Origin of the sequence: Shewanella canadensis (assembly GCF_003966225.1) — a bacterium.
GTDB lineage: Bacteria > Pseudomonadota > Gammaproteobacteria > Enterobacterales > Shewanellaceae > Shewanella > Shewanella canadensis.
In genome coordinates this window covers 1-25,575 of sequence record NZ_RXNU01000001.1, presented here as the reverse complement: position 1 = coordinate 25,575, position 25,575 = coordinate 1, and the positions used below count along the sequence as shown (strand labels likewise).

18 protein-coding genes and 1 rRNA gene are annotated in these 25,575 nt (G+C 45.1%); 9 read left to right on the top strand and 10 right to left on the bottom strand.

All coding sequences use genetic code 11. The features are described 5' to 3' along the window. Positions 1-302 precede the first annotated feature (302 nt). The 8 genes from EKG38_RS00095 to ampD form a co-directional block, all read right to left on the bottom strand. Entirely contained in the window at positions 303-2,516 is a 2,214-nt protein-coding gene (locus EKG38_RS00095) for a patatin-like phospholipase family protein (protein WP_126517547.1), read from the bottom strand. Positions 2,517-2,635: 119 nt separating this feature from the next. Then, entirely contained in the window at positions 2,636-7,093 is a 4,458-nt protein-coding gene (locus EKG38_RS00090) for an EAL domain-containing protein (RefSeq protein ID WP_126517545.1), read from the bottom strand. 131 nt (positions 7,094-7,224) lie between these two features. Then, positions 7,225-8,652 carry a dihydrolipoyl dehydrogenase gene (gene lpdA / locus EKG38_RS00085; protein ID WP_126517543.1) on the bottom strand — a complete coding sequence of 476 codons (1,428 nt, stop codon included), beginning with the start codon at positions 8,650-8,652 and terminating at the stop codon, positions 7,225-7,227. A gap of 154 nt (positions 8,653-8,806) precedes the next feature. Continuing rightward, on the bottom strand, positions 8,807-10,435 hold the full coding sequence (gene aceF, locus EKG38_RS00080) for a dihydrolipoyllysine-residue acetyltransferase (protein WP_126517540.1): 1,629 nt from the start codon (positions 10,433-10,435) through the stop codon (positions 8,807-8,809). Positions 10,436-10,447: 12 nt separating this feature from the next. After that, entirely contained in the window at positions 10,448-13,114 is a 2,667-nt protein-coding gene (aceE, locus tag EKG38_RS00075; RefSeq protein WP_126517538.1) for a pyruvate dehydrogenase (acetyl-transferring), homodimeric type, read from the bottom strand. An 86-nt stretch (positions 13,115-13,200) separates the two neighbouring features. Continuing rightward, positions 13,201-13,953, bottom strand: a complete 753-nt coding sequence (pdhR, locus tag EKG38_RS00070) for a pyruvate dehydrogenase complex transcriptional repressor PdhR (protein WP_126517536.1) — start codon at positions 13,951-13,953, stop codon at positions 13,201-13,203. Positions 13,954-14,377: 424 nt separating this feature from the next. Then, positions 14,378-15,229 (bottom strand): beta-lactamase regulator AmpE, encoded by an 852-nt coding sequence (gene ampE, locus EKG38_RS00065; RefSeq protein ID WP_126517535.1) that lies wholly within the window; start codon positions 15,227-15,229, stop codon positions 14,378-14,380. Positions 15,230-15,367: 138 nt separating this feature from the next. After that, the gene (ampD, locus tag EKG38_RS00060; RefSeq protein ID WP_246033039.1) at positions 15,368-15,985 is read right to left on the bottom strand and encodes a 1,6-anhydro-N-acetylmuramyl-L-alanine amidase AmpD; all 618 of its coding nucleotides are present in this window, start codon (positions 15,983-15,985) and stop codon (positions 15,368-15,370) included. 324 nt (positions 15,986-16,309) lie between these two features. On the opposite strand from ampD, the gene nadC reads away from it, so the two are divergent. The 9 genes from nadC to mutT all read left to right on the top strand — a co-directional run bounded on the left by nadC (position 16,310) and on the right by mutT (position 24,559). Then, on the top strand, positions 16,310-17,215 hold the full coding sequence (gene nadC / locus EKG38_RS00055; protein WP_126517534.1) for a carboxylating nicotinate-nucleotide diphosphorylase: 906 nt from the start codon (positions 16,310-16,312) through the stop codon (positions 17,213-17,215). Between the two features lie 732 nt (positions 17,216-17,947). Next, positions 17,948-18,385, top strand: a complete 438-nt coding sequence (locus EKG38_RS25325; protein WP_221767741.1) for a pilin — start codon at positions 17,948-17,950, stop codon at positions 18,383-18,385. A 93-nt stretch (positions 18,386-18,478) separates the two neighbouring features. Next, positions 18,479-20,188, top strand: a complete 1,710-nt coding sequence (pilB, locus tag EKG38_RS00045; RefSeq protein WP_126517533.1) for a type IV-A pilus assembly ATPase PilB — start codon at positions 18,479-18,481, stop codon at positions 20,186-20,188. Positions 20,189-20,254: 66 nt separating this feature from the next. Continuing rightward, positions 20,255-21,520 carry a type II secretion system F family protein gene (locus EKG38_RS00040; RefSeq protein WP_126517532.1) on the top strand — a complete coding sequence of 422 codons (1,266 nt, stop codon included), beginning with the start codon at positions 20,255-20,257 and terminating at the stop codon, positions 21,518-21,520. Between the two features lie 50 nt (positions 21,521-21,570). Then, complete coding sequence (locus EKG38_RS00035; protein ID WP_126517531.1) at positions 21,571-22,482, top strand: prepilin peptidase; 912 nt, start codon at positions 21,571-21,573, stop codon at positions 22,480-22,482. Between the two features lie 45 nt (positions 22,483-22,527). Further along, the gene (gene coaE / locus EKG38_RS00030) at positions 22,528-23,133 is read left to right on the top strand and encodes a dephospho-CoA kinase (protein ID WP_126517530.1); all 606 of its coding nucleotides are present in this window, start codon (positions 22,528-22,530) and stop codon (positions 23,131-23,133) included. 8 nt (positions 23,134-23,141) lie between these two features. Next, complete coding sequence (gene zapD / locus EKG38_RS00025) at positions 23,142-23,876, top strand: cell division protein ZapD (RefSeq protein WP_126517529.1); 735 nt, start codon at positions 23,142-23,144, stop codon at positions 23,874-23,876. A gap of 77 nt (positions 23,877-23,953) precedes the next feature. Next, a complete protein-coding gene (yacG, locus tag EKG38_RS00020; protein ID WP_126517528.1) occupies positions 23,954-24,166 on the top strand; it encodes a DNA gyrase inhibitor YacG in 213 nt (70 codons plus the stop codon). A 3-nt stretch (positions 24,167-24,169) separates the two neighbouring features. After that, positions 24,170-24,559 carry an 8-oxo-dGTP diphosphatase MutT gene (gene mutT / locus EKG38_RS00015; RefSeq protein WP_126517527.1) on the top strand — a complete coding sequence of 130 codons (390 nt, stop codon included), beginning with the start codon at positions 24,170-24,172 and terminating at the stop codon, positions 24,557-24,559. 128 nt (positions 24,560-24,687) lie between these two features. On the opposite strand, the gene EKG38_RS24835 is transcribed toward mutT, so the two are convergent. Both EKG38_RS24835 and rrf read right to left on the bottom strand, forming a co-directional pair. Continuing rightward, entirely contained in the window at positions 24,688-24,858 is a 171-nt protein-coding gene (locus EKG38_RS24835) for a hypothetical protein (protein ID WP_185826737.1), read from the bottom strand. A 415-nt stretch (positions 24,859-25,273) separates the two neighbouring features. Continuing rightward, positions 25,274-25,389 (bottom strand): 5S ribosomal RNA (gene rrf / locus EKG38_RS00010). Positions 25,390-25,575 lie beyond the last annotated feature (186 nt).

Sequence of the window (25,575 nt, the reverse complement as noted above, 5' to 3'; positions counted from 1 at the left end):
AGGGCATTCACGACATCTGACCTCCATGGATGGAGGAAATGTCTTAAGTATGTCAGGAACATACAAGACCATGTTGTTCGCAACGAGTGAGGAGCATAGTTACTCTACGTTTAAGCTCGTTAACGCCGTATCACAAGTGCTAAAACTCGCCTTTCAGGAGTGTTTTTGGCTGCCTACTTCTGTGTTGAATGAGATCAAAAGGGACGACCATTCCCTCACTCTTTCGCCTTGAATTATGCACCCAAAAATAACTCGGAGTTGACCACTTTCTTATACCGATTGGTATAAGCCAACCTTCAGGCTTACCAGTTCTTTCCTATAAATATAAATATTGTCTTCTCACCGTCATCAGCCCAGCCAAAACCTAATGCGGCGGGGCCCATAGAAGTATCGGTCCCGAAATATAAACTGCCGGAATAGATAAGATCATCGAGATCCACCCCATCTCTGTACTCCCAAACGTTACCCGCCTCGATACTCGTACCCAGGTAGAGGGGATAATCTGTCATACCTAACACATCTCGTCCCAGATCGTACTGATAGACGAAGGCGCCAAACACTTTATGAGCACCAACGAGCGCATTTTTGTGATAACCCGATAGATTCAGGAAGCCACCAAGCTCTGACACATGCACGCTGAAGCTGTCATCTTTATCGACGGTAGCCAATGAAGCTATTCCAACAACCGCATGATTACCAAAACTTAATGCCCCGCGCCAATCCGCTTCTATCTGGAAAGAGTTCTCATTATTGTCCAGACCTAACAGATTGGGCGCCGACTCGTTTCTGTAATAGAGATTTAACGTAAATCGATTACCGGAAGTCGGGAAATTAATACTGTTGAGATCATCGAAACCAAACTTGAAGTAAGCGCCATAGGTTTCATATTTGAGTTCTTCAAAGAAAGCCTTGTTTTCTAACCACCCTTTTTCTCCGGTAATACCGAACTCAAGCATGCCCTCTTTAACATAGTTATACCCAATACCAATATCCGCCCGATATTGAGTCTGAGATAACTGTAATGCTTTAGCGTTTTGCTCGTAAAAATCCCAATCTTTTGACTCATAAGCTAATTTGGCTCGACTAAAAAAGCCTTGGTCATAATCCAGAGGCTGATAAAACTCGGTGGAGATCAACTTCTCAAAACCCAGTCTTAATTCATTGCGCCACTCACCACCAGTATCAGTGATATCGGTGAGTGTATAGGCCAGATCCAAGGACACGACAGAATCCAGAGAGAAATCATCTTCCCAGCTGAAACCCAGTTGAAAATAGTTGGGGCCCCATGACTTAGCCTTAGTATTTAAGGTCAGCACACGTCCCTGTTCTGTATCGGCAAACTCTGCATCGACAAGTTCAAACTTGTCCAGGGCATATACATTAGCGATGCCTTGCTCGAGCCGCTCTGTGGTGACGACCTCACCGGGACTGATCCCGAAGGCCTCTCTTAACAGAGATTCACTCACTTTTGATTCATTGTTAAACACAATATCGATTAAGGGGTGGTCAACTTCATTGATCCAGGTTTTACTTTTCAGCTTTTTACCTTGCTGATAGCTGGCGTATTGAGCTTCAGTGACACTCAACTGTTTAAGTAAATCAATATGCTCAAGCGCAGCCGATTCACCCAAGGCGTAGGCCTGAGGCATGATTGAAAAATCTGTCGTACTCATACCACCGACTTTTGGACGAATGAGAATGTCACCTTTACCAAGAAGCAATTTCTGTCTCTCAGAGCTGGCATTCGTCAACATCGTCGATAGCTGGTTCAGTACCGCAACAGTACTATTCAACTCCTCTTTCTTCACCAGAGATGAGCCGATATCGACGGCAATAATGATGTCGGCCCCCATCCCCATAACCACATCGATAGGCATATTATTGGCGATGCCGCCATCGACGAGAAGCTTACCTTCATATTCAACCGGCTGGAGCGCGCCGGGCACCGTAGCCGAAGCCTGCATGGCCTTGACGACACTGCCATTATTGATAATAACGGCCTTACTGGTTACAAGATCCGTTGCCACGGCGCGGTAAGGAATAGCTAACTCATTGAAATGACCAAATTGATGGACTAAGCCCGTGGATCGCTGGAGAAGTTTAGACATGGTTTGCCCACGCAAGAGACCGTTAGGCATTTTCATTTCATCGTCGCTATATCCCATATTCACCGGAATATTAAATCTGTCTCTCTGCTGCTTATTTCGATAGCTCAATGATTCTCTTGGAATCGTATCTGAGTATCCCTCTGACCATGACTCGGTCATCATGATCTTTTCAATCTCAGTGGCACTGTATCCAAGGGCATACATGCCAGCGACGTAAGCGCCTATGCTGGTTCCTGCGATATAGTCGACAGGAATTTTATTCTCCTCAAGCACCTTCAATACACCAATATGAGCCGCCCCCTTCGCCCCACCACCACTGAGCACCAAACCTATCTTTGGTCTGGCTTCGGCCATGACGGGAGTAGTGATAAAGCTGACCACCAGCAAAAATATTAGATTACGTATCATAGGATATTGGTTCTTAATTATTAATTGATACAAGGCGGGCATATTCTAACAAAAAAAACGTAACATAGTTAAAACACAAACAGAGAACTAATGAGTGGTGTTAAATAGCGAATATGATGTCACTCCGTTTTTTGTAGCCCCATATAGGACTCCATATCGCTTACCGTTAACGGTTTAGAGAAGTAATAACCTTGAATAACATAACAACCCCTGCTAAATACTTGTTCGAGCTGCTCTTTGGTTTCCACACCTTCGGCCACCACATTCAATTTTAAGTTTCTGGCCAGCTCAATGATACTACTCGCGATGGCCTGATCGGTCTCATTGGTCGCGATATCGATGAGGAAAGAGCGATCGATCTTTAATGTATCGACATCGAAGTGACGCAGGTAAGCAAGCGATGAGTAACCGGTACCAAAGTCATCAATAGCCACATCAATTCCAAGCTCTCTTAGATCTCTCAGATGATCTTTTGCAATATGTAGCTCTTTCATCAAGACACCCTCGGTGATCTCAAAACCCAATGCCGATGGGGGGATCTTGGTCTCTTCCAGAATAGACCTTACGCCATCGATAAAATCGGGCTGACGAAAATGAACGGCAGAGATATTAACCGATAACTTAAACTTTTCATTGTACGAGTTGGCCCAGAGCGCCCCCTGAACACAAGCCTGACGTAGCACCCAGCGATCGATATCTATAATTAATCCACATGACTCGGCCACCTTAATAAAGACATCCGTCCGAACTAACCCATCTTTATGATGTCTCCAGCGCAGCAGAGCCTCCATACCAATTAATTTATCCCCCCTGAGGATATCGACCTGAGGTTGATAATGAAGCTCAAATTCATCGCGTTCAATCGCTTTGCGCAGCTCCCCCTCTAGGCGAAGGTGGTATAAGGCTTCTGCATTACGCTCCGAAGAGAAATATTGGAAATTCCCTCTACCCTCCTCCTTCGCATGATACATAGCCTGATCGGCATTTTTAATTAAGACCTCAGGTTGCCTCGTATCATCGGGCCATAAACTGACACCAATACTCGTCGAGATAAAAAATTCTCGGCCGAATAGCTCAAATGGAGCCTCTATTTGTACCAGTAACTCGGTGCAAACATGATTTATCTTATCAATATTGTCGGCGTCTCTGATTAGAAGCACAAATTCATCACCACCAAAGCGGCATAAGGTGTGCTCCTCTGAGATACACGATAGCAGCCTACTTGCGGCTTCAACCAGCAGTGCATCTCCCATACTATGGCCGTATGAGTCATTAACATGCTTAAACCGATCCAGATCGAGGAAGATCAGGGCCAACTTTTCACCGCTATGTTCGGCACGATGAATTGATTGAGCTAAACGGGTAGAAAATAGAGAGCGATTGGGGAGTCCCGTTAGTACATCATAATTAGCCAGGCGACGCAGGTCCGCTTCTGTACGCTTTCGTTCTGTGATATCGGAGAATACTGCGACATAATGGGTGATATCCCCCTTACCACCGAGCATAGTCGATACATTAAGCCATACCGGACAGCTACTACCGTTTGCACATACAAACTCACGCTCTCCCGTCCATGACACGCCTTGATCCAGAAGATGTGCAATTTCATCTGAACGCCCCTCTTTAGCCACCATAAGATCGGAGAAATACTTATGAGTCAACACTCTCGCATCTGAACCTATGATGGTCTGAGCCGCCTTATTGGAGACCTTTATCCGCTCGCTGGCATCCAAAATCAACACACCTTCAGAGGTGTTACCGAACGCTTGGGCTAACAATTTAACATCGTCTTCGAGTTGACGTTGAGCCGTGATGTCTGCATATATCCCCGCTACGCGTAAGATTTTTCCCGAAACGGGATCCAACTCTACCGGCCTGCCTCTTACCCTAGTCCATCCCCAGGTCTTATCTTCTCGACGGTAGCGATATTCGACGTCGAATCGATCGCTATAACCCTCGATCATATTATTCCATGAAGCCAGCACCTTATCTTTTTCATCACGATGAACCGGAAAGTCATTCAGCGTTAGTAGCTTATTTTTTCGATCTTCTTTCCGTTTCGCCCCTCGATTCTCCAGACTAAACATCTGTGTGTCGTGTCGCCACTCCCAAAGCTCGGAATCGCTTCCCTTGAGTGATTGGCGTAGTCGGTCCTCACTTTCAACCAAGGCACTGTTAACAAGCTTAAAGGCTTTCACCTGCCGCTGACGGTAAACTATCACTCCTATGCCAATACAGAGAACGGTGAATAGTATCAGGCCTTTGAACCATTGAGTCTGCCACCAGAACTGTTTAACCCTAAATTCAAAGGTGTGGGGTACCTTTGACCAGATGCCATTCTCTTGACTTAAAATATCCAAGTGATATTTCCCGGATGATAAACCGGTGATATTAAGTTGAGACTGCCCTTCCAACAATAGATAGTGACTCTCGCTGCGGTCCCCCTTACGGCGCAACCTATATTGCAACGTCATGGGCGTATCATCGAGATAATCCAGGCTAGTGACCTGGAAGCTAATCATTCTCGCACCAGGTAAAATCACCTTGTCCACCTGTGGAATAAGATCGATTTGAGTGTCATCGTCATAAAATACCGAAACGGCTTCCAGAAAAACCTTGTCCCTTTGAATACGATTGCTCAAGTCATCGATATTCACTGCCATAGCCCCGTCGGGTGTACCCAGGTAGAGTCCATAACCGGGATCATAAAAATAGGCCCCGTCGTTCAACTCGTCACCAATAAGTCCGTCGTCTTCGTCGATAACAAGGATATTTTCACTCTCGATCTCCTGTCGGATTATCGAATAAGGACAACCAATAACGCGGTGCTCATCAGTTTGATGAATAAAAAAGACAGAGGAACAATCTATCAACCACTCTTTATCTAATGCTTTAACTCGTCCCGATGCTGGAATATATTCGAACAGACCACTGGGTGAAGTGCCCAGCCAAAACACCCCCGACTCAACCTGCTTAATATAGTTAACTTCGATATCGGTATCTTCGTCACTAAAAATATCTATTCGTGAATGAAACAGTCCCTCACTATCGAGAAAACCAAAGAAGCCACCGCCACCAATCCATAATCGACCAGACTCGTCACGAAATAGCGCCCGCAGATCTCGTTTAGCGGCCTTCGTATCGGCTCCGGCTATTGGCATCTCTTGAGGGTTAAGCATACCCGGTTCCCAAAAATACAGGCCGGTCATGGTAAGAAACCACCAACGTCCCTCTATCGAGGGATCGTTATAGCTTGTATATACCACTTTGTGCTCTAAGGAATACTCTCCCTGAGTCCATTGGGCAAAACGTTGTGCAGTAAAATTACGCTTGTCTACGACAAACAGACCATTGGTCGTGGAAAGTAACAGATGGTTCTGGCCCAAGACGTCAATCTTATAGATACTATCGTTTAACTCGATGCCATCAGGAACTAACGTCTTAGATTGCTTTGTGTTTTTGTCGATAACGATAAGACCATTATCGGTGCCAAGCCAAATATTCTCATCTTCCGCAAATATGGCCCATATCATCTCATTGCTGATAGTATAGGGCTCAGACATAGTGAACTTATCGATAAGAAAATCAGGATCATCGGCAAGTACGGCCAGGCCATCTCCCGAGCCCCCGACCCATATAATGCCCGTACTATCAATGGCGATATCATTGATATAATCGATGTCTGCGCTCTCTTTCAATTGCTTTTGAAAGAGCTTATGTTCTGTAGAGCCGGGGCGCCACTTGATTAACCCTATATGGCTGGAAATCCAAAGATCACCATGATTATCCTCAGCAATTTTGGTCGTGTAATAGGGGAGCTCTTTAACCCGATTGATCTGCAAATTATCAACATCGACCCGATAGACTCCATTAGTCGAGCTTAACCAAACTCTTCCCTTAGAATCTTTAAACAGCCACTTCATTAAGCCATCTTTCTCTTCCCAAGGTAAAACCGCTATCCGTCGTCCTTTGCTGTCTCGTAGTTGCAGCTCATATTCGGTACCAACCATGATGCGACCATCGTCGAGCGAAACAAGGTTATGCCAGAGAACATCGGCATTGTTAGGTAAGAAGATGATTCTTTCTAACGAAGATTGCTGATAAGAGAATTTAAGTAACTCCCCCTCTCTGGTGAGAAAAATGAAGCTCCCATCGGCTCGCTTAACCTGAGCGATGATGCTTTCTCCCTTAAAATCGGGAAAAAGCTCATCACTTCCGAATTTGATAAACCGATTGGCTAAGATGTCATAGAGATAGTTATCAGAATAGTTGCTGACAAGCAGGTGTTTTTGGCTCAGGGGTTCAACAATATTGATATATTCATCGGAGAGGCGCAGGTCGAATTCGACCTTGTCGATTCGTCTGACTTTTGAATTACTTAATCTATAAAGACCTTCATCGGTGGCCAACCACACGAAGCCATATTCATCGAAGCTGATGTCATTAATCTGGGAGTTGGTCAGGCCTTCTCGCTCATTAAAAACACGAGACACTAAATCGCCTGCCATGGCAGGGGCCTGGCAAGTAAGCAGCAATAACAATGGAAAAAGTAATTTTTTTACGTAAGCGATTTGCATTCAATAAACATCTCATAGGCTTACTTCGAATGTAGCAGTTCATCGAGCCTAATTCACCTGCTTATTTACATATTTGTAACGCAATAAAAAAAAAGCGCTCTAAAAGAGCGCTTTATAACTTTAGTGAAGGGTTACTTTTTCTTTTTTGCTTTTGGATTCGGCAAATCAGTTATAGAACCTTCATAGATTTCAGCGGCCAAACCTACTGATTCATGCAGGGTTGGGTGAGCGTGAATAGTCAACGCTAAGTCCTCAGCATCACAACCCATCTCGATTGCAAGACCGATTTCACCCAATAGCTCGCCACCATTAACGCCTACGATAGCACCACCGATCACACGGTGTGTCTCTTTATCGAAGATAAGCTTAGTCATACCATCGCTACAGTCTGATGCGATAGCACGCCCACTTGCGGCCCATGGGAAAGTCGCCGTTTCATAAGCAACGCCTTGCTCTTTCGCTTCTTTCTCCGTTAAACCTACCCACGCGACTTCAGGGTCGGTGTAGGCAATTGATGGGATAACCTTAGGATCGAAGAAATGCTTAAGACCAGAGATAACTTCTGCTGCAACGTGGCCTTCATGTACACCTTTGTGTGCAAGCATTGGCTGACCGACGATATCGCCGATTGCATAGATGTTTGGCACGTTAGTGCGCATCTGCTTATCGACATTGATGAAACCACGCTCATCGATATTAACGCCCGCTTTTTCTGCATCAATCAGCTTGCCATTTGGCGTACGGCCAATTGCCACAAGCACGGCATCGTAACGCACAGGTTCCGCAGGCGCTTTCTTACCTTCCATAGACACATAGATACCATCTTCTTTAGCTTCAACGGCGGTAACTTTAGTCTGTAGGATAAGATTAAATTTCTTCTTAATCTTCTTAGTGTAAACACGAACGATATCTTTATCAGCGGCAGGAATGACCTGGTCAAACATCTCAACCACGTCAATCTCACTACCCAGTGACGAGTATACAGTCCCCATCTCTAGGCCGATAATACCGCCACCCATAACAAGTAGCTTTCCAGGTACTTCTTTAAGCTCTAGCGCATCGGTCGAATCCCAGATACGTGGGTCTTCATGTGGGATAAATGGCAATTGAATAGGACGTGAACCCGCGGCAATAATTGCTTGTTCGAAGCGAATAACTTTAACGCCATCTTCACCCGCAACTTCAATGGTATTAGGGCTGGTAAACTTACCAAAACCATTAACAACATCAACCTTACGCATCTTGGACATTCCGCCCAAACCTGTGGTTAGCTGACTAATCACCGTTTCTTTAAAGCTACGAAGCTTATCAAGATCAATTTGCGGCTCACCAAAAACAACACCGTGGCTCGCAACCGCTTTCGCCTCTTCGATCACTTTAGATACGTGAAGCAGCGCTTTTGATGGGATACAGCCTACATTCAAACATACACCACCAAGCGTGTTGAAACGCTCAACGATGATGACTTCCAGACCTAAATCAGCCGCACGAAATGCCGCTGAATAACCTGCAGGACCTGCGCCTACTACCAATACCTGAGTTTTGATTTCGTTACTCATGTTTTCCTCTATTCTTTTTATTTCATTCCGTTGGCGAGTGTGTCGCTTCACGGTAAATGACGCCAGCTATCGAATTTTTATTCTGTAAGGTGGCCGCATTTTAACCCTCAATTGCAATAAACAAAAGGCTACTCAACATGAGTAGCCTTCATCATTACAAAATAAGCGTCCGTATGTCGGACAGCATACTTGACAGTGTCACGCTAAAGCGCGCTGCCATCGCCCCGTCGATCACCCTGTGATCATAAGAGAGAGATAGCGGCAACATTAGCTTAGGCTCAAAATCTTTACCATTCCACTTTGGTTTAATCTCTGACTTAGATACACCTAAAATAGCCACATCCGGGTAATTGACGATAGGCGTAAATGCCGTACCACCGATACCACCCAGACTCGAGATAGTGAAACAACTGCCCTGCATATCTGCAGACTTAAGCTTACCATCACGTGCTTTAATCGAGATCTCAGTCAACTCTTGAGTCAGTTCGTGAATACCTTTCTTATCAACATCACGAACAACCGGAACCACTAGACCGTTTGGCGTATCAACCGCAACACCAATATGGTAATACTTCTTCTTAATTAAAGACTCACCATCGGCACTTAGGCTGGCGTTAAACACAGGGAAAGCCTGTAGAGTCTTGGCAACGGCTTTCATCATAAAGACAAGCGGTGTGATCTTAATACCTGTCTTACGCTTAGCTGCAAGTTCATTTTGCTGCTTACGGAATGCTTCCATCTCGGTGATATCGGCTTCATCGAATTGCGTCACATGCGGAATGGTGACCCAGTTACGATGCAGGTTCGGACCAGAGATCTTCTGAATACGAGTTAGTGGCACCTCCTCGATTTCACCAAACTTAGCAAAATCGACTTTAGGTGCAGCAATCACATTGAGTCCACCCGCACCACCAGCAACGGCTGTCGCTGCAGATGCCTTAGGACGGCTAAGCTCATACTTAATGAAGGCTTGAACGTCTTCCTTAAGGATACGACCTTTGCGGCCCGTACCTTTAACTAAGGTCATATCTGCGCCGAACTCACGAGCCAGACGACGAACGGCTGGTGAAGCGTGTACCGCTCCAGTGCTAGGCTTACTGCCTGCACTTGGATGATGCGGAACCGGAGGCTTGCTTGCCGCGGCCTGAGCTGGTTGAGCTACAACTGGAGCTACAACTGGGGCCGCTGTTGGTGCTTGTGCTAAAGCACCAATTTCCAACATAAGCACAAGCGAACCTTCAGAAACTTTATCACCTACGGTAACTTTCAACTCTTTCACCACACCGGCAGAAGGTGCAGGCACCTCCATGGTGGCTTTATCGGTTTCCAGCGTAATCAACCCGGTATCGACATCTATGCTGTCACCCACGGCCACCAGCACTTCGATGATTTCGACATCGGCCGCATCACCAATATCGGGCACCTTGACTTCAATAACTTGTGTAGCCGTAGAAGTCGGAACTGGAGCTGCTTCAACAGGTGCTGCAGTCGCAACCGGAGTCGGCTCCGGAGCAGCTGTTGGTTCTGCAACTTCAGTGTTTGCACCTTGTGCTGACATCATAGCAATCAAGGTACCTTCAGAGACGGTGTCACCGACGGCTATGTTAAGCTCGGTTAACGTGCCAGCGAAAGGCGCTGGAATGTCCATGGTCGCCTTGTCACTTTCTACGGTAATAATTGACTCTTCGGCTGCAAGTTGATCGCCAACTGCAACACAGATCTCAATTACCTGAACTTCATCACCACCGATATCGGGGACTAAAACTTCTTTTAATTCAGACATTTTACTTCCCTCTTACGCGTACTGTGGGTTGATCTTGTCAACATCGATACCGTACTCGCTAATGGCTTTTGTTAGCACATCAACAGGCAGTTCATTACGGTCAACAAGTGACTTAAGTGATGCAATCACGATAAATTTCGCATCAACCTCAAAGTGGTGACGTAAGTTTTCACGGCTATCGCTACGACCGAAACCATCGGTACCTAACACTTTATAGTCTGTAGGTATGTACGCACGAAGTTGCTCGCCGTATATCTTCATATAATCGGTAGCGACGATGGCAGGAGACTCACTGGAGATGACTTGACTGATGTAAGCCTCTTGTGGCGTTTCCGTTGGATGTAACATGTTATAACGCTCTGCAGCCTGACCATCACGAGTTAGCTCGTTGAAACTGGTCACACTGAATACATCTGCAGAGATACCGAAGTCTTTAGCCAAAGCCTGAGCCGCTTTACGCACTTGCTCAAGAATGGTGCCACAACCCATTAACTGAACTCTACCTTTACCCGAACCTTCAACGGTCTCCAGCTTATAGATACCTTTGACGATACCCTCTTCGGCACCCTCTGGCATAGCTGGCTGCTCGTAGTTTTCGTTCATAGTGGTTAAGTAGTAGAAGATATCTTCTTGCTGCTCACCATACATGCGACGAATACCATCCTGAACAACTACTGCGATCTCATAACCGTAAGTCGGATCATAAGAGACACAGCTTGGAATAGTATTAGCCAATACATGACTGTGACCATCCTGATGCTGTAGACCTTCACCATTCAAGGTTGTACGACCCGATGTGCCACCGACCATGAAGCCACGCGCACGCATATCACCTGCAGCCCAAGCCATGTCGCCGATACGTTGGAAACCAAACATTGAATAGTAGATATAGAACGGGATCATTGGCGTATCGTTAACAGAGTAACTGGTTGCCGCTGCGACCCAAGATGACATTGCACCTAGCTCGTTAATGCCTTCCTGCAATACTTGACCGCTCTTGTCTTCGCGGTAGTAAGCCACTTGATCTGAATCTTGTGGGACATACTTTTGCCCTTCGTGAGCGTAAATACCCACTTGGCGGAATAGGCCTTCCATACCAAAGGTACGGGCTTCGTCAGGAATAATCGGCACAATTTGCTTACCAATTTTCTTGTCTTTTAGCAGTGCAGTCAAAATACGCACGAACGCCATTGTGCTTGAGATCTCACGGCCGTTTGAGCCTTTCAGTACCGAATCGAAAATCTTTAATGATGGTACTTCAAGATCTTCAGAGAACTTCTCACGACGTGCAGGCATCGCACCATGTAATTCAGCACGACGCGCCTTGAGGTATTTAACCTCTTCCGAGTCAGCACCGGGATGGTAGAAAGGAATATCTTCTAACTGATCATCTGAGATCGGGATATTGAAACGATCGCGGAAGTACTTAAGTGATTCAACACCCATCTTCTTAACGTTGTGAGCGATGTTTTTACCTTCACCCGCGTCACCCATACCGTAACCTTTTACGGTTTTAGCAAGAATAACCGTTGGACGACCTTTAGTGTCTTTAGCATGCTGAAGCGCAGCAAAAATCTTAACAGGATCGTGACCACCACGGTTCAGGCGCCAGATGTCATCGTCTGACATGTTAGCAACCATCTCAGCAGTTTCTGGGTATTTACCGAAGAAGTGCTCACGAGTATATGCGCCGCCTTTGGCCTTACAGTTCTGATATTCACCATCAACCGTCTCTTCCATCAACTGCAGTAACTTACCACTGGTATCACGAGCCAATAATGGATCCCAGTAACGCCCCCAAATCACTTTAACCGCTTCCCAGCCTGCGCCACGGAATTCGCCTTCAAGCTCTTGAATGATTTTGCCATTACCACGTACAGGACCGTCAAGACGCTGTAGATTACAGTTAACGATAAAGCATAAATTATCTAGCTCTTCACGTGCCGCAAGACCGATAGCACCTAATGTTTCAGGCTCATCACACTCACCATCACCGAGGAAACAGTAAACCGTTTGATCTGAACAATCTTTAAGACCACGATCGGTAAGATACTTAAGGAAACGCGCCTGATAGATTGCCTGGATAGGACCAAGACCCATAGATACCGTAGGGAACTGCCAGTAGTCAGGCATTAACTTAGGGTGTGGGTATGAAGGAAGACCTTTACCATCGACTTCTTGACGGAAGCTATTCATCTGATCTTCAGTCAAGCGACCTTCAAGGAAAGAACGTGAGTAGATCCCAGGAGCAATATGGCCTTGGAAGTAAACCAGATCGCCGCCATCTTTTTCATTTGGACCGCGGAAGAAGTGGTTAAAGCAGACATCATATATCGTGGCGCTGGACGCGAAACTAGAGATATGGCCACCTAGTTCAAGATCTTTCTTAGAACCACGAAGTACCATAGCTAAGGCATTCCAACGAACGATGGCGCGAATTCGACGCTCCATCTCCTGGTTGCCTGGCATATGAGGCTCTTGCCCCGCCGGGATAGTATTGAGGTAAGCCGTAGTCGCTTTATAAGGCAGATGTGTACCATTACGACGTGCATTGTCGATTAACTTTTCCAAAAGGTAATGTGCGCGTTCAGGACCCTCTTGTTCAAGTACAGCCTGCAGAGAATCAACCCACTCTTGGGTCTCTAATGGATCTAAGTCTTGTAGCATATGTTCAGACATTTCGCAGTCCTTCCCCATACGTAGTAATAATAGTCATCATGAAAATTGTCATTTCCAGAATATTTTCTGGTGTGAAGCCCTAGGCTTTACACACCGCTTTTTAAACGGCGCAGGCTACGCTGCAACCGGCTATCTTCTTCCCTTACAGACAGCATAACTTCCTCAATGTAACTTAAGTGTTCATTAGAGGCTTCTCTTGCTGCTTCGGGATCACGACGAACGATGGCGGCAAGCAGAGCAAGCCTATGATCGTTTGCCATTTTAGAGGCTTCCTCTCTTCGATTCAGAAGCTCCAGGTTCTGTGCCACGTTTTTATGCAGCACAGGGGCTAAACTTAAGACAAGGTGTAACATAGCTACGTTATGAGAGGCTTCCGCGACCGCACGGTAGAATCTTACAATCGCTTCCGCTTGTAGCTCAATGTCAGATGCTGCATCGACTTCCATAATCGTACGCTTGATATTCTGCATATCGGCGTCGGTACCACGTAGCGCCGCAAAATATGCCATCATGCCTTCAGTAGCATGACGAAACTCAAGCAGATCATACTGACTCTCAGAGTCGCTATGCATCAGCTCGACGATAGGATCGGCTAAGCTCTGCCAAAGCTGTTCTTTGACATAGGTGCCACCACCCTGACGGCGCAAGAGTAGACCTTTAGCTTCAAGCTTTTGAATGGCTTCTCGCAATGAGGGACGGGAAACTTCGAACTGCAGTGCAAGTTCGCGTTCAGGAGGTAGTTTCTGACCTGGCTGGAGACTTCCTTCCAAGATCATCTGTTCCAACTGTCCCATGATGACGTCAGAAATTTTTGGCTGGTTTATTTTGCTATAAGCCATATGGCCCTCAGCTCCTATTGTAAATTGGTCTTACCAATTTAGTCGACTGAGCGCACTTTATCAAATCACATTTTGAATGTCCAGCTTGTGACGTACATCATATATGCTCGCGAACTGTGAGCATAGCGCAAAAACCAGTCGAAGGGGTCCGACCATCGTCACTGAACTACAACTTTCATATGCTTAAGAACGGGCCTCAACAACAGAGAGCTCTCCTCTTAGTGAGGAGCATGATGCAAAATATTTATTAATAATCTTACCTAGAAGTTAAACTCATCAGCAAACCGTTGCCACCCGAAGTACTTATACCAAAGTACTTTTGCCAGATAAAAGTAAGCCCCCATAATTCATAGTAACCAATAGATTCGATGGAATAGCCTGTTTAACTCAAATAAAAGCTCCAACTTTTTAAGTTGTAAGCGCTTTAAGCCACGACTCCAAATATTGTCAATAATGATAAACTGGTAAGAAGAAGAATAAAATTACGCTTGCTCAATTGTAGCAGCGCTAATGTGGCCTGAACACAAATAGGCTTAGCAGAGGGTTCGGGGCTGGGCTCAGCAGCCAGGGCGACTTGAGTCACAATCTCTCTGGCACTGTATTTCAAGCTAAAACCAAACTCTCTCCAGCTGGCAAAGGCCTGGGAAAACTGACCACTAAGCACATATCCAAACGCAAACACTCGGCTAGGAAGCCAGTCCAATAATGTGAGCACCTGCCCAACCAGAGGTTGCTCGTGAGAATGTTGCTGATTTTCGTCGGAAAAATATCGAACGGTACAATAAAATACGGCTCCAGCGGGTCCGAAAAAGATGAGATAAAGGGCGACAGCACCATAGAAACGGTAATTTAACCAAGCGACACTTTGTCCTACCTTAGCGCCTAGGTCGCCTTCGGAAACGGCTTCAATTGACCTGTTGCAATCCAGCTCTTCGGCAAAGTGATAACAAGCTTGCGAGTCTCCCCGGCAGGCGGCTTGCATATAGCGTTTAAACGTCTGCCTCTGCTTTAGATGACTGAAACATAGTATGGAGACTGCGACCCAAAGCAATAGACTTATCACCCCCCAAAATAGGCCAGCAATCGCCCACGTAGTCACTTGAACGGCGACTGCGGGTAACATCAGAGCCAATGCCATCATCACTTCAGAATTAAGCTGCTTCTCACCAAAGAGACTATTAGAATAAACGCTTAAGAACGACTCGAGCTGCCAGCTTTTCGGCAAAAGCTTCAATCGCTCGACAATAATCGCCACTAATAAAGAAAATAATGCCATACAGAGTATCCTTTTCAAAAATGGGCCTAGCGATAAGGTCCGGCTCGACGCTCATAAGTTCGCCAATGTTTGACTATATACCAAGCGCTGTTTAACCACTATCCCTTTGCCAACATCTAATCTTTTATGTTCAACAGTTTAACTTAAATCTTTTTTAAATCTTTGCCAATCAAAGCTTTCACCGGGATCTGTTTTACGGCCTGGCGCAATATCACAATGACCAACGACTCTATCAGTATTCAGCATAGGGTATGCGTCGAACAAGGCAAGGGTTAGCGTTTTCAACTCCAGATACTGCTGCTCGGTATAAGCCAGGGTATCGGTACCCTCGAGTTCAATGCCAATTGCAAAATCATTACACCCTTCCCGAGTTCCATAGCTGGAAACCCCGGCATGCCAGGCACGTTCATCACATGACACATATTGTACTAACTCGCCATCTCGTCGGATCAGAAAGTGAGCCGACACTTCAAGCCCCTTAAGGTCGATAAAACTGGGGTCAGCACTGACATCCAGGCAACCATTAAATAATTGGTCTATATAAGATTTTCCGAAACAGCCCGCGGGGAGACTAATGTTATGGATAACCAACATACTAACCTCATTCAACGGACGGGCGTTAAAATGTGGGGACTCACATCGCCTGGCATCACTTACCCATCCATTGGCACAGCGCTTTTCCAGACAATTATCATTCTCCGTTGGATAACGCTCTTGCGCTGTTACCGGGGGAGACGCTTTTATGTGTGAAGGCATAACAATGAGATCTCAGCTCTTAATGGGATGTTTACAACAATATATACACTCTATCAGTAAGCTATACAGCTGAGAAGCGGCTGATTTAGTCATTCAAAGGTTCACCGAACAAACTGAGCAAGTGAACCAAGCCAGAAAAATAACTTGAAGAGGTCGCGAAGTGAACGCCATATCACTCAGGGAGCTAGCTCTGCAAGCCGGAGATTTCAACTTTCCTTATTCTCTACTTTGGAAAACAAATTTGTTATTATAAATATATCAAACAGCTAAACTTATACTTAACAACATCTGTTCATCAGTTATCGTCGATTAAGGACACCAAGTATGTTGGAAAATGACATTCGGTTATCAGTCAAAACCGCACTCGAAGAAGACTTAGGTTATCAAGATAATGTGGCTGTCTCAGGACGAGATAAGGCCAACTCAGACATCACAGCCCAACTGATACCGGCCGACAGATACGCTCAGGCGACATTAATTACCCGCGAAGAGGGCGTATTTTGCGGTAAAGCCTGGGCAGAGCAGGTATTCAATCAACTGGGAGGAGAAGTGGCACTGCACTGGCATGTTGACGATGGCGACCTCCTTGTACCGAATCAATTATTGTGTGAACTCGCAGGACCAGCCAGAGCCATACTTACAGGCGAGCGTACTGCGATGAACTTCATCCAAACGCTTTCTGGCGTTGCGACGCACACTAAGCATTACATAGATAAAATTGCCGGCACTCACACTAAACTGCTCGATACACGCAAAACCATTCCGGGACTTCGCACCGCTCAAAAATATGCCGTCACGTGCGGAGGCGGTAAGAATCATCGTATAGGCCTGTTTGACGCTTTTCTCATCAAAGAAAACCACATCATGGCCTGTGGCAATATTTCAAAAGCCATCTCTGCAGCCAGAGCCCTTCATCCCGATAAACCGGTAGAAGTTGAAGTTGAGAGCATTCAAGAGCTTCAACAAGCACTGGAAGCCAGATCTGACATCGTCATGTTAGATAACTTCGATGTCACTATGATGCTGGAAGCTGTCGAGCTGAATAATCAGTTTTTTGCTCAATTAAATGCGGATAAAACGGTAAATAAAACTAAGCTGGAAGTGTCTGGAGATGTCACTCTGGAGACCATTGCAAACTACGCTAGAACAGGTGTCGATTACATCTCCGTCGGAGCCTTGACCAAGCATCTTAGAGCACTCGACCTCTCACTTCGACTAAAAAACAGTTAACAGATGAGTAACAAATAATGAGTATATGGTGTTTCGTAGCGCAAGTAGTGCGAAACGCCTAACCCAAATCACACTGATGTTTCACACTACACCTCTTCAAAAAACCGCTGCACAACATTCGTACCAAACAAAAAACTGTCGCCGATAAAACATACAGGGTTTTCGATTCTGAAACGCCCAAAAATTGACACACCCAACCAAAGTGTCAGTTTTCGATACACAGCCAAAAAAATGTTAGAACTTTTTAACATAAAACAACATTCATTAGACGAATTCATCGTCAAATTAGTACTTTGTTGTAATTCGTTGTTCCATTTTCATTAACTTTGTACTAACTTTGGACATAGGCGAGATGGCCATTTCGGTCAACCTCACCATTAGGTAGACGCTCAACCTTTCGAAGCTAGTAGATTTTTAGCAAAAGCGAATCTTGAATCGTGAGTCGCTAAGGGCGCTTTAGTTGAGTTAGGAGGAGATCACAAGGTGCGGTTTGCCGAAACGACATTGGATAGCACAACAAACTTTTAACACTTAGCATATTGGCAAAAACAAGCAGACTTTAGATTAGCTTTGATTACAAATTTAGTTACCCCTTCTTCGTTGCCATAACTAGAGTGTAACGAAGATACTTAGTAACAAGATTTATTTAAGGACAGATTAGCTAGCGCAGGAGCAACACGGCTAAGTAACATAGACTAAACTAAAGTAAGCGGTGCCACTTGGAGATTGAAAATGAAAGGTCTTAACTTGAACAAGAGTATGAAAAACGCTAAGGGTTTCACCCTTATTGAATTGATGATCGTTGTTGCAATCATCGGTATTCTCGCCGCAATTGCACTACCTGCGTATCAGGATTATGTTGCAAAAGCTAATGCAACCAATGCTGTAGCATCAATGAGTGGTTCAAAAATTAAGATAGGCGAACGCTATTCAGTATACAATACACTTGATTGTGGAGCCGTTGCTGCGGTTGCAGGTAATAATCCTGCTTTAGATGCTATTGCATATTGTTCAGCAGACGGCGAAATTGAAACAACAGTAAGTGGCATAACAGCAACCTTAACTGGTGCGGCTTTAGCTAATGGCGATTTGGGATGGACATGTGTTCTTACTGGTGACAAAGCTGTAGCAATAAAAAACTGTACTGTTGGAGCGGCGGCTGGAGGTTAGTAGCTAATCTCATAAGCAAATCTTTAATAGATAGCCAAGACTAATATCTTGGCTATCTAAATTTTATAAATCCATAATAATGGCTTTCAAATTATGCCAACAACCGGACTACATTTAGGACTTTCAACTCTATTTATTCGCAAAAAATTGCTCACCGAAGAGCTGATAGCATCTGCTATAACAAAATCTCGCCAATCGAAACAATCCCTCGTATCCACCATAGTTAGTGAACAGATGATATCGGCCAGAGAGATTGCAGAACTCTGTTATGAAGAGTACGGTACCCCGCTACTGGATCTCGATGAGTTTGATGTTGCCAGCATCCCGGAAAACTTCCTCAATAAAAAGCTCATTGAGAAGCATAAGTGCCTGCCGTTGTTTAAACGCGGTAACCGTCTCTATATCGGTACCTCAGATCCCACCAATATTGCCGCATTAGAGGATTTTCAATTTAGCGCAGGTCTCCACGCCGAGGCGATCCTGGTTGAAGATGACAAATTAGCTAAAGCAATGGAGAAGGTACTCGAAGAGGACATCTCAGCCCTCGACATTGGTGATATGGATGAAGACTCTTTAGCTGGCATCGAGATCGAAGATACCAGCAAACGCGATGAAGATCAGAGTGGTGACAGCTCCGATGACGCCCCAATTGTCATCTACATCAATAAAATTTTGACCGATGCAATACGAAAAGGCGCCTCGGACCTCCACTTTGAACCCTACGAGAAACGTTACCGAATACGCTTTCGCATAGACGGTATATTACACGAAGTCTCTGAGCCTCCGGTAAACCTCTCCAACCGCATTTCGGCTCGTCTCAAGGTCATGTCCAAGCTCGATATCGCAGAACGCCGAGTCCCACAAGATGGCCGCATCAAGATGAAGCTATCACGCACCAAATCTATCGATTTTCGTGTCAGCACCCTGCCGACTATCTGGGGGGAGAAGATCGTGATGCGTATCTTGGACTCCTCTTCGGCTCAGTTGGGTATCGAGAAGCTGGGTTACGAAGACGACCAGCGCGAGCTTTACGAGGAGATGCTGGCAAAGCCTCAAGGTATGATCTTAGTGACTGGCCCCACAGGTTCGGGTAAGACCGTATCCCTCTATACAGGCCTCAACATCCTCAACACAGAAGAGCGTAATATCTCAACGGCAGAGGATCCGGTAGAGATAAACTTAGAAGGGGTTAACCAGGTACATATCAATCTAAAAGCCGGCCTCACCTTCGCATCGGCCCTACGCTCGTTCCTTCGTCAAGATCCCGATGTTGTCATGGTGGGTGAGATCCGAGACTTGGAGACGGCCGAGATAGCCATTAAAGCGGCACAAACGGGTCACTTGGTACTCTCGACGCTGCATACTAATTCGGCCGCAGAAACTCTCACTCGTCTCATTAATATGGGCGTGCCCGGGTACAATATCGCCAGCTCAGTCAACCTGATTATCGCCCAACGTCTGGCTCGTCGTTTATGTCCCGAGTGTAAACAACCTGAAGAGGTGCCCAAACACGAATTGGAAAAGCTGGGATTTAATCCGACTGACATCGAAGCCGGCATCACAGTCTATAAACCTACTGGTTGCGATCTCTGCTCCGGTGGCTACAAAGGCCGTGTGGGTATCTATGAAGTGATGAGAATGTCAGATGAGATAGCTCGTACTATTATGGAGGGAGGCAACTCCCTGCAAATAGCCACTCAAGCTAAAGAACAAGGTATGCGTGACCTAAGAGGGTCTGGATTATTAAAGGTCATTAAAGGTGTTACCAGCATTGCAGAGATAAATCGTGTAACCAGTTTTTAATGTACCTTGAAATCAATTAAATTTTTTTCGTTAGTGCAATAGAAATAAATCGAAGGAAGACAAGTTATGGCAACGGCGACAGCAGATAAAGCACAGAAATCAAAGAAAAAGAAAGCTAAAGCCCAGCCTAAGGTCTTCACCTTCGAATGGAAGGGAACTAACCGCACCGGTAACAAGACTTCTGGAGAGCTGAGAGGAACCTCTGCATTAGAGATAAAGAGTCAGCTAAAAAAACAAGGCGTTAAGCCTAAAGTTGTACGCAAAAAAGCTAAGCCACTCTTTAAAAGCGATAAAAAAATTACAGCCATGGACATTGCCATGATGACCAGGCAGGTTGCTACCATGCTCTCTGCGGGCGTTCCGATTGTATCAACGCTAGAATTGCTGGGGCGCGGCCATGAAAAGCCTAAAATGCGAGAGTTGCTGGCGACGATCGTAGGGGATGTCCAATCAGGTATCCCCCTTTCCGACTCACTTCGTCCCCACAGACAATATTTCGATGATCTTTATGTAGACTTGGTTGCAGCGGGTGAACACTCAGGTTCACTCGATGCCGTATTTGATCGCGTTGCAACCTACCGAGAGAAAGCCGAGGCGTTAAAGTCAAAAATCAAGAAAGCCATGTTTTACCCCGCTGCAGTTGTAGTAGTTGCGATAGCGGTCACCGCATTACTTTTACTTTTTGTTGTTCCTCAGTTTGAAAGTATCTTTCAAGGCTTTGGCGCAGAGTTGCCGGCCTTTACGCAGATGATTGTAAATATTTCTCGCTGGTTACAATCCTCTTGGTATATTTTTGTCATAGCGATTATCATTGCAATATTCAGCTTCAAACGCGCTCATTTACACTCGCAGAGCTTTAGGAACAGGGTCGATGAATTAGTACTTAAAATCCCCGCAATTGGCGATATACTCCATAAAGGCGCTATGGCTCGATTTGCTAGAACGCTCTCAACCACTTTCGCAGCAGGTGTCCCGCTTATCGATGGCTTAGAATCCTCTGCGGGCGCCTCCGGGAATTATGTATACCGCAATGCTTTACTAAAAGTTCGCCAAGAAGTGATGGCAGGAATGCAGATGAATGTGGCCATGCGTACAACGGGGCTTTTCCCGGATATGCTAATTCAGATGGTAATGATCGGTGAAGAGTCTGGCGGACTCGATGAGATGCTCAATAAAGTCGCTAACATCTATGAGATGCAGGTAGATGACGCCGTCGATGGCCTTTCCAGCCTGATTGAACCTGTAATGATGGTAGTAATAGGAACAGTCGTTGGCGGCCTGATTGTTGGTATGTACCTGCCTATTTTCGAAATGGGTAACGTGGTAGGCTAGCTCATTAAATCAACCCAAATAACCATTTAGCATTAAAAGAATAAATATTAATGTCAGAATTTATCTCAATATTGAGCCAGAACCTTTGGCTCTTCAGTATCATCAGTTTCATTTTTGCGGCTGTTATTGGTAGCTTTCTTAATGTGGTTATACACCGCTTTCCCGTCATGCTAAAGCGTGAATGGCAGCAAGAGTGTAATCAGTATCTAAACGAATACCACGAAAAGCTGATAGCACCCATCTCGGTTCAACTCAACAACCCAATCGATGACTACCCCGAGAAATACAATTTAGTCGTTCCAGGATCTGCGTGCCCTAAGTGTAAGACGAACATCAAACCATGGCACAACCTACCGATTATCGGTTGGCTGATGCTAAAGGGAAAATGTGCGGCGTGCGGTACCAGTATTTCGCCCAGATATCCAATTATTGAGCTCCTCACCGGGCTAGCGGTTGCGTTGCTTGCCTATCATTTTGGTCCTGGCTGGGAGTTTATTTTTGCGACGGTACTAACATTTGTTTTAATAGCCTTAACAGGTATTGATCTGGACGAAATGTTACTGCCAGATCAACTCACCCTGCCTCTAATCTGGCTTGGTTTACTGATAAATCTGAATAGTACCTTTACGTCACCAACCGATGCAATGATAGGTGCCGCGGCGGGCTATTTAAGCCTCTGGAGCGTCTTCTGGGCATTTAAGCTTTTAACGGGTAAGGAAGGCATGGGCTACGGAGACTTTAAGCTATTGGCTGTTTTGGGAGCCTGGTTTGGTTGGCAAATGTTACCACTCATTATTTTACTATCATCGCTGGTTGGCGCAATAGTAGGAATAGGCTTAATAGTCACTAAGAAGATAAATCAAACTAACCCAATTCCTTTCGGCCCATATATAGCGGCAGCAGGTTGGATCGCAATGATCTGGGGCGCCGATATTACAAACTGGTACCTTTCTACACTGTAACGAAAAACAGACTCTGATAGATAAACGGTAAGTAGGAACAGATTAATGTCAAAGTTTATAGTTGGCCTGACGGGCGGTATTGGGAGCGGGAAGACAACCGTTGCCAATCTGTTCGCCGAGTTAGGAATTGAACTTGTCGATGCAGATATTATTGCAAGGGAAGTGGTAGAGGTTGGCTCCAAAGGGCTAAATGAGATTAGTGCTCACTTTGGGAACACTATACTAAACAAGGATAAAAGCCTAAATAGGGCCAAACTCAGAGAGCTCATTTTTAGTCAGCCCGATGAACGGCAATGGCTGAACGATCTGATGCACCCCATGATCAGGAGTAAGATCCTAAAATGTCTTGAATCCACCACTTCACCCTACGCTATTTTGGTTGCTCCCTTGCTATTTGAGAATGGTTTAGATAGGTTAGTAAACTTATCTCTTTTGGTTGATATTTCACCTGAACAACAATTGGATAGAACAATTGATAGAGATTCTGTTTCTTCAGAACAAATTAAAAACATAATAGATAGTCAGGCTCCCAGAGCCGAAAGACTATCAAAGGCTGATGATGTCATAGACAATCATGGAAAGATATCGGCACTAAAAGGGAAGGTAATTACACTACATAATAATTATTTGAAATTAGCCAATAATACTTAAAAAACGCCATGACTGAACTAATTTATGAACAGCCTTTAAATGAAAAAACAAGAAGCTATTTGCGACTAGAATATCTAGAACAGCAACTACAAACAAATTTAGCTCATGATCATCAGCATAGATGTTTCTATCCACTTTTTTCTCTGTGCGAATTAACCGAACGCTGTGATTATCGTGGCGAAGTATTAAAAGATATTGATAAACAGATCCTTCAACTCTCTAACTGGCAAAACCTACCTCATATTGACACCAGGCAAGTTAGTATTTACTTGTCCAAACTTTCGGATGCAAGAGAAGCCCTAAGTGTTTGTGAGAGGCCGGGAAGCCAGCTTAAACTCAATCGCTTTCTTGCTGCATTACGACAAAGATTTAATATGCCGGGCGCTTGCTGTAACTTTGACCTTCCTCAACTCCACTACTGGCTTGCAAAACCATGGGACATTCGCCAGCATGAATACTCAGAGTGGATTGATCATTTTACCGCCTTGCTCGTCCCCATTAAGTTACTGCTGGACCTAACCAGACAAACCACTGAATATAGCGATGCTGTAGCCACAGCTGGTTTTTTTCAAGGAAACAGCAATCAAGCCTTATCATTAATCCGAGTAAAACTAGACTCTCAGCAAGGGTGCTATCCAACAATCAGTGGCCATAAGAATCGTTACGCCATCCATTTTGTACAATTTGACCAACAGAAACATTCTGATAGAAACATAGAATTCAAATTAGCCACCTGTTCTTAAAATCAGTATTATTGTCATATCTACTCTATAAGGTGATCTGTTCCTAACAAGTCACCACCGGTTCAAGAGAACTAAACATGACAACAAGTGTAAAATGTCCAACCTGCCAAAAAGATGTCATATGGAACAGCGAGTCTAAATTTAAGCCTTTCTGTAGCGATAGATGCAAACTTATAGACTTGGGTGATTGGGCCTCAGAGAAGCATGCAATTCCAGTTAAGTCCGAATTTGATCCTGAAACTCTAGATGGCTTAGGCTACGATGAAGCTGACTTCTTTAAGGATCAATAATCAATGAAGCGGATACATGTCGCCGTAGGCGTAGTCCTTAACAATCAAAATCAAGTATTATTAGCCAAACGACCGTCTCACTTACACCAAGGTGGCAAGTGGGAGTTTCCTGGAGGCAAGGTTGAAAGCGGTGAGACTAGCTCACAAGCATTGATCAGAGAGCTTAGAGAAGAGGTAAACCTAATCGTCATTGCTACAAGCCCCTTAATGACGATCTCACATGACTATCCTGACAAAGAAGTATTCTTAGACATCCATACGGTAAATGGCTTTTCAGGTCTTGCTGAAGGGCTGGAAGGACAGCAGGTGTTATGGGCAAATGTAGATAAGCTAAGAGAGTATGATTTCCCTGAAGCTAACACTCCAATAATCGACAAACTACAGTCTCTTTAAGTCACTTCAGAGCCTAATTCCAAAATGACTTAGGCTCTTTCTCACTCCTGCCTAATATCAGTTATCTAAAGATGCTCTAGCTCAGTAAAACCCAAATCATCCTCAAGAAAGGCGTTCCAGAGCATGACTTAACTCTTTGGATCAAATCGAGATAAAATACTCAAAACATCTTCACTACAGGAACGAATGACAACCACAATGTTGCGATGGGGTAACCATAATGCCGTTGGCAGCAATTGTAGCTGCCAGATGCGCTCAACAACGGGGAGTCTCTCCACGTTTACCTCATACAAAAACAAGGGCTTCCCCTGTGACCTTCATAGCCCTTCTTGGCATCTGCTCCATAGAGACATGGAAATGCATAAGCGGGTTTGTAAATAAGGGCAAAATGCACCTGTCATGGTCAGCTTCGAATAAATCCTCCGCGTTCAGAGCCTGCATCAAGCGTTGCTTGATGAGCACAGACTCCTCACCCTATGACCTACATGGATGTAGGGAATGCAGTAAATGCACGACTATATGGATATAGGAGGTAGGGTGAAGCAGGATGCTAGAGCCGAGGAGCTATTTACTGCCTATCACATGGATAAGATGCATGCTTCGCATGCGCTATCTATTCCCCCATGTTCGAGTGGTCACTTCTTGTAGCAAAGAGTCCAGACTAAAAACGAAAAAAGCCCGTTGCGTTAGCAACGGGCTTTATCGTTATTAGGCGCCTGGAAATGACCTACTCTCACATGGGGAGACCCCACACTACCATCGGCGCGATTGCGTTTCACTTCTGAGTTCGAGATGGGATCAGGTGGGGCCACAATGCTATGGTTTCCAGACTAATTTGGTAAAACTTAGAAAGCTTAAAATAAATATTGAGTCACACTAAAATCAAGTACTTCGTATTCTTTCAGTTAAGCAAAACCATCTGCAAAACCCATCTGGGTTGTATGGTTAAGCCTCACGAGTCATTAGTACAGGTTAGCTCAACGCCTCACAACGCTTACACACCCTGCCTATCAACG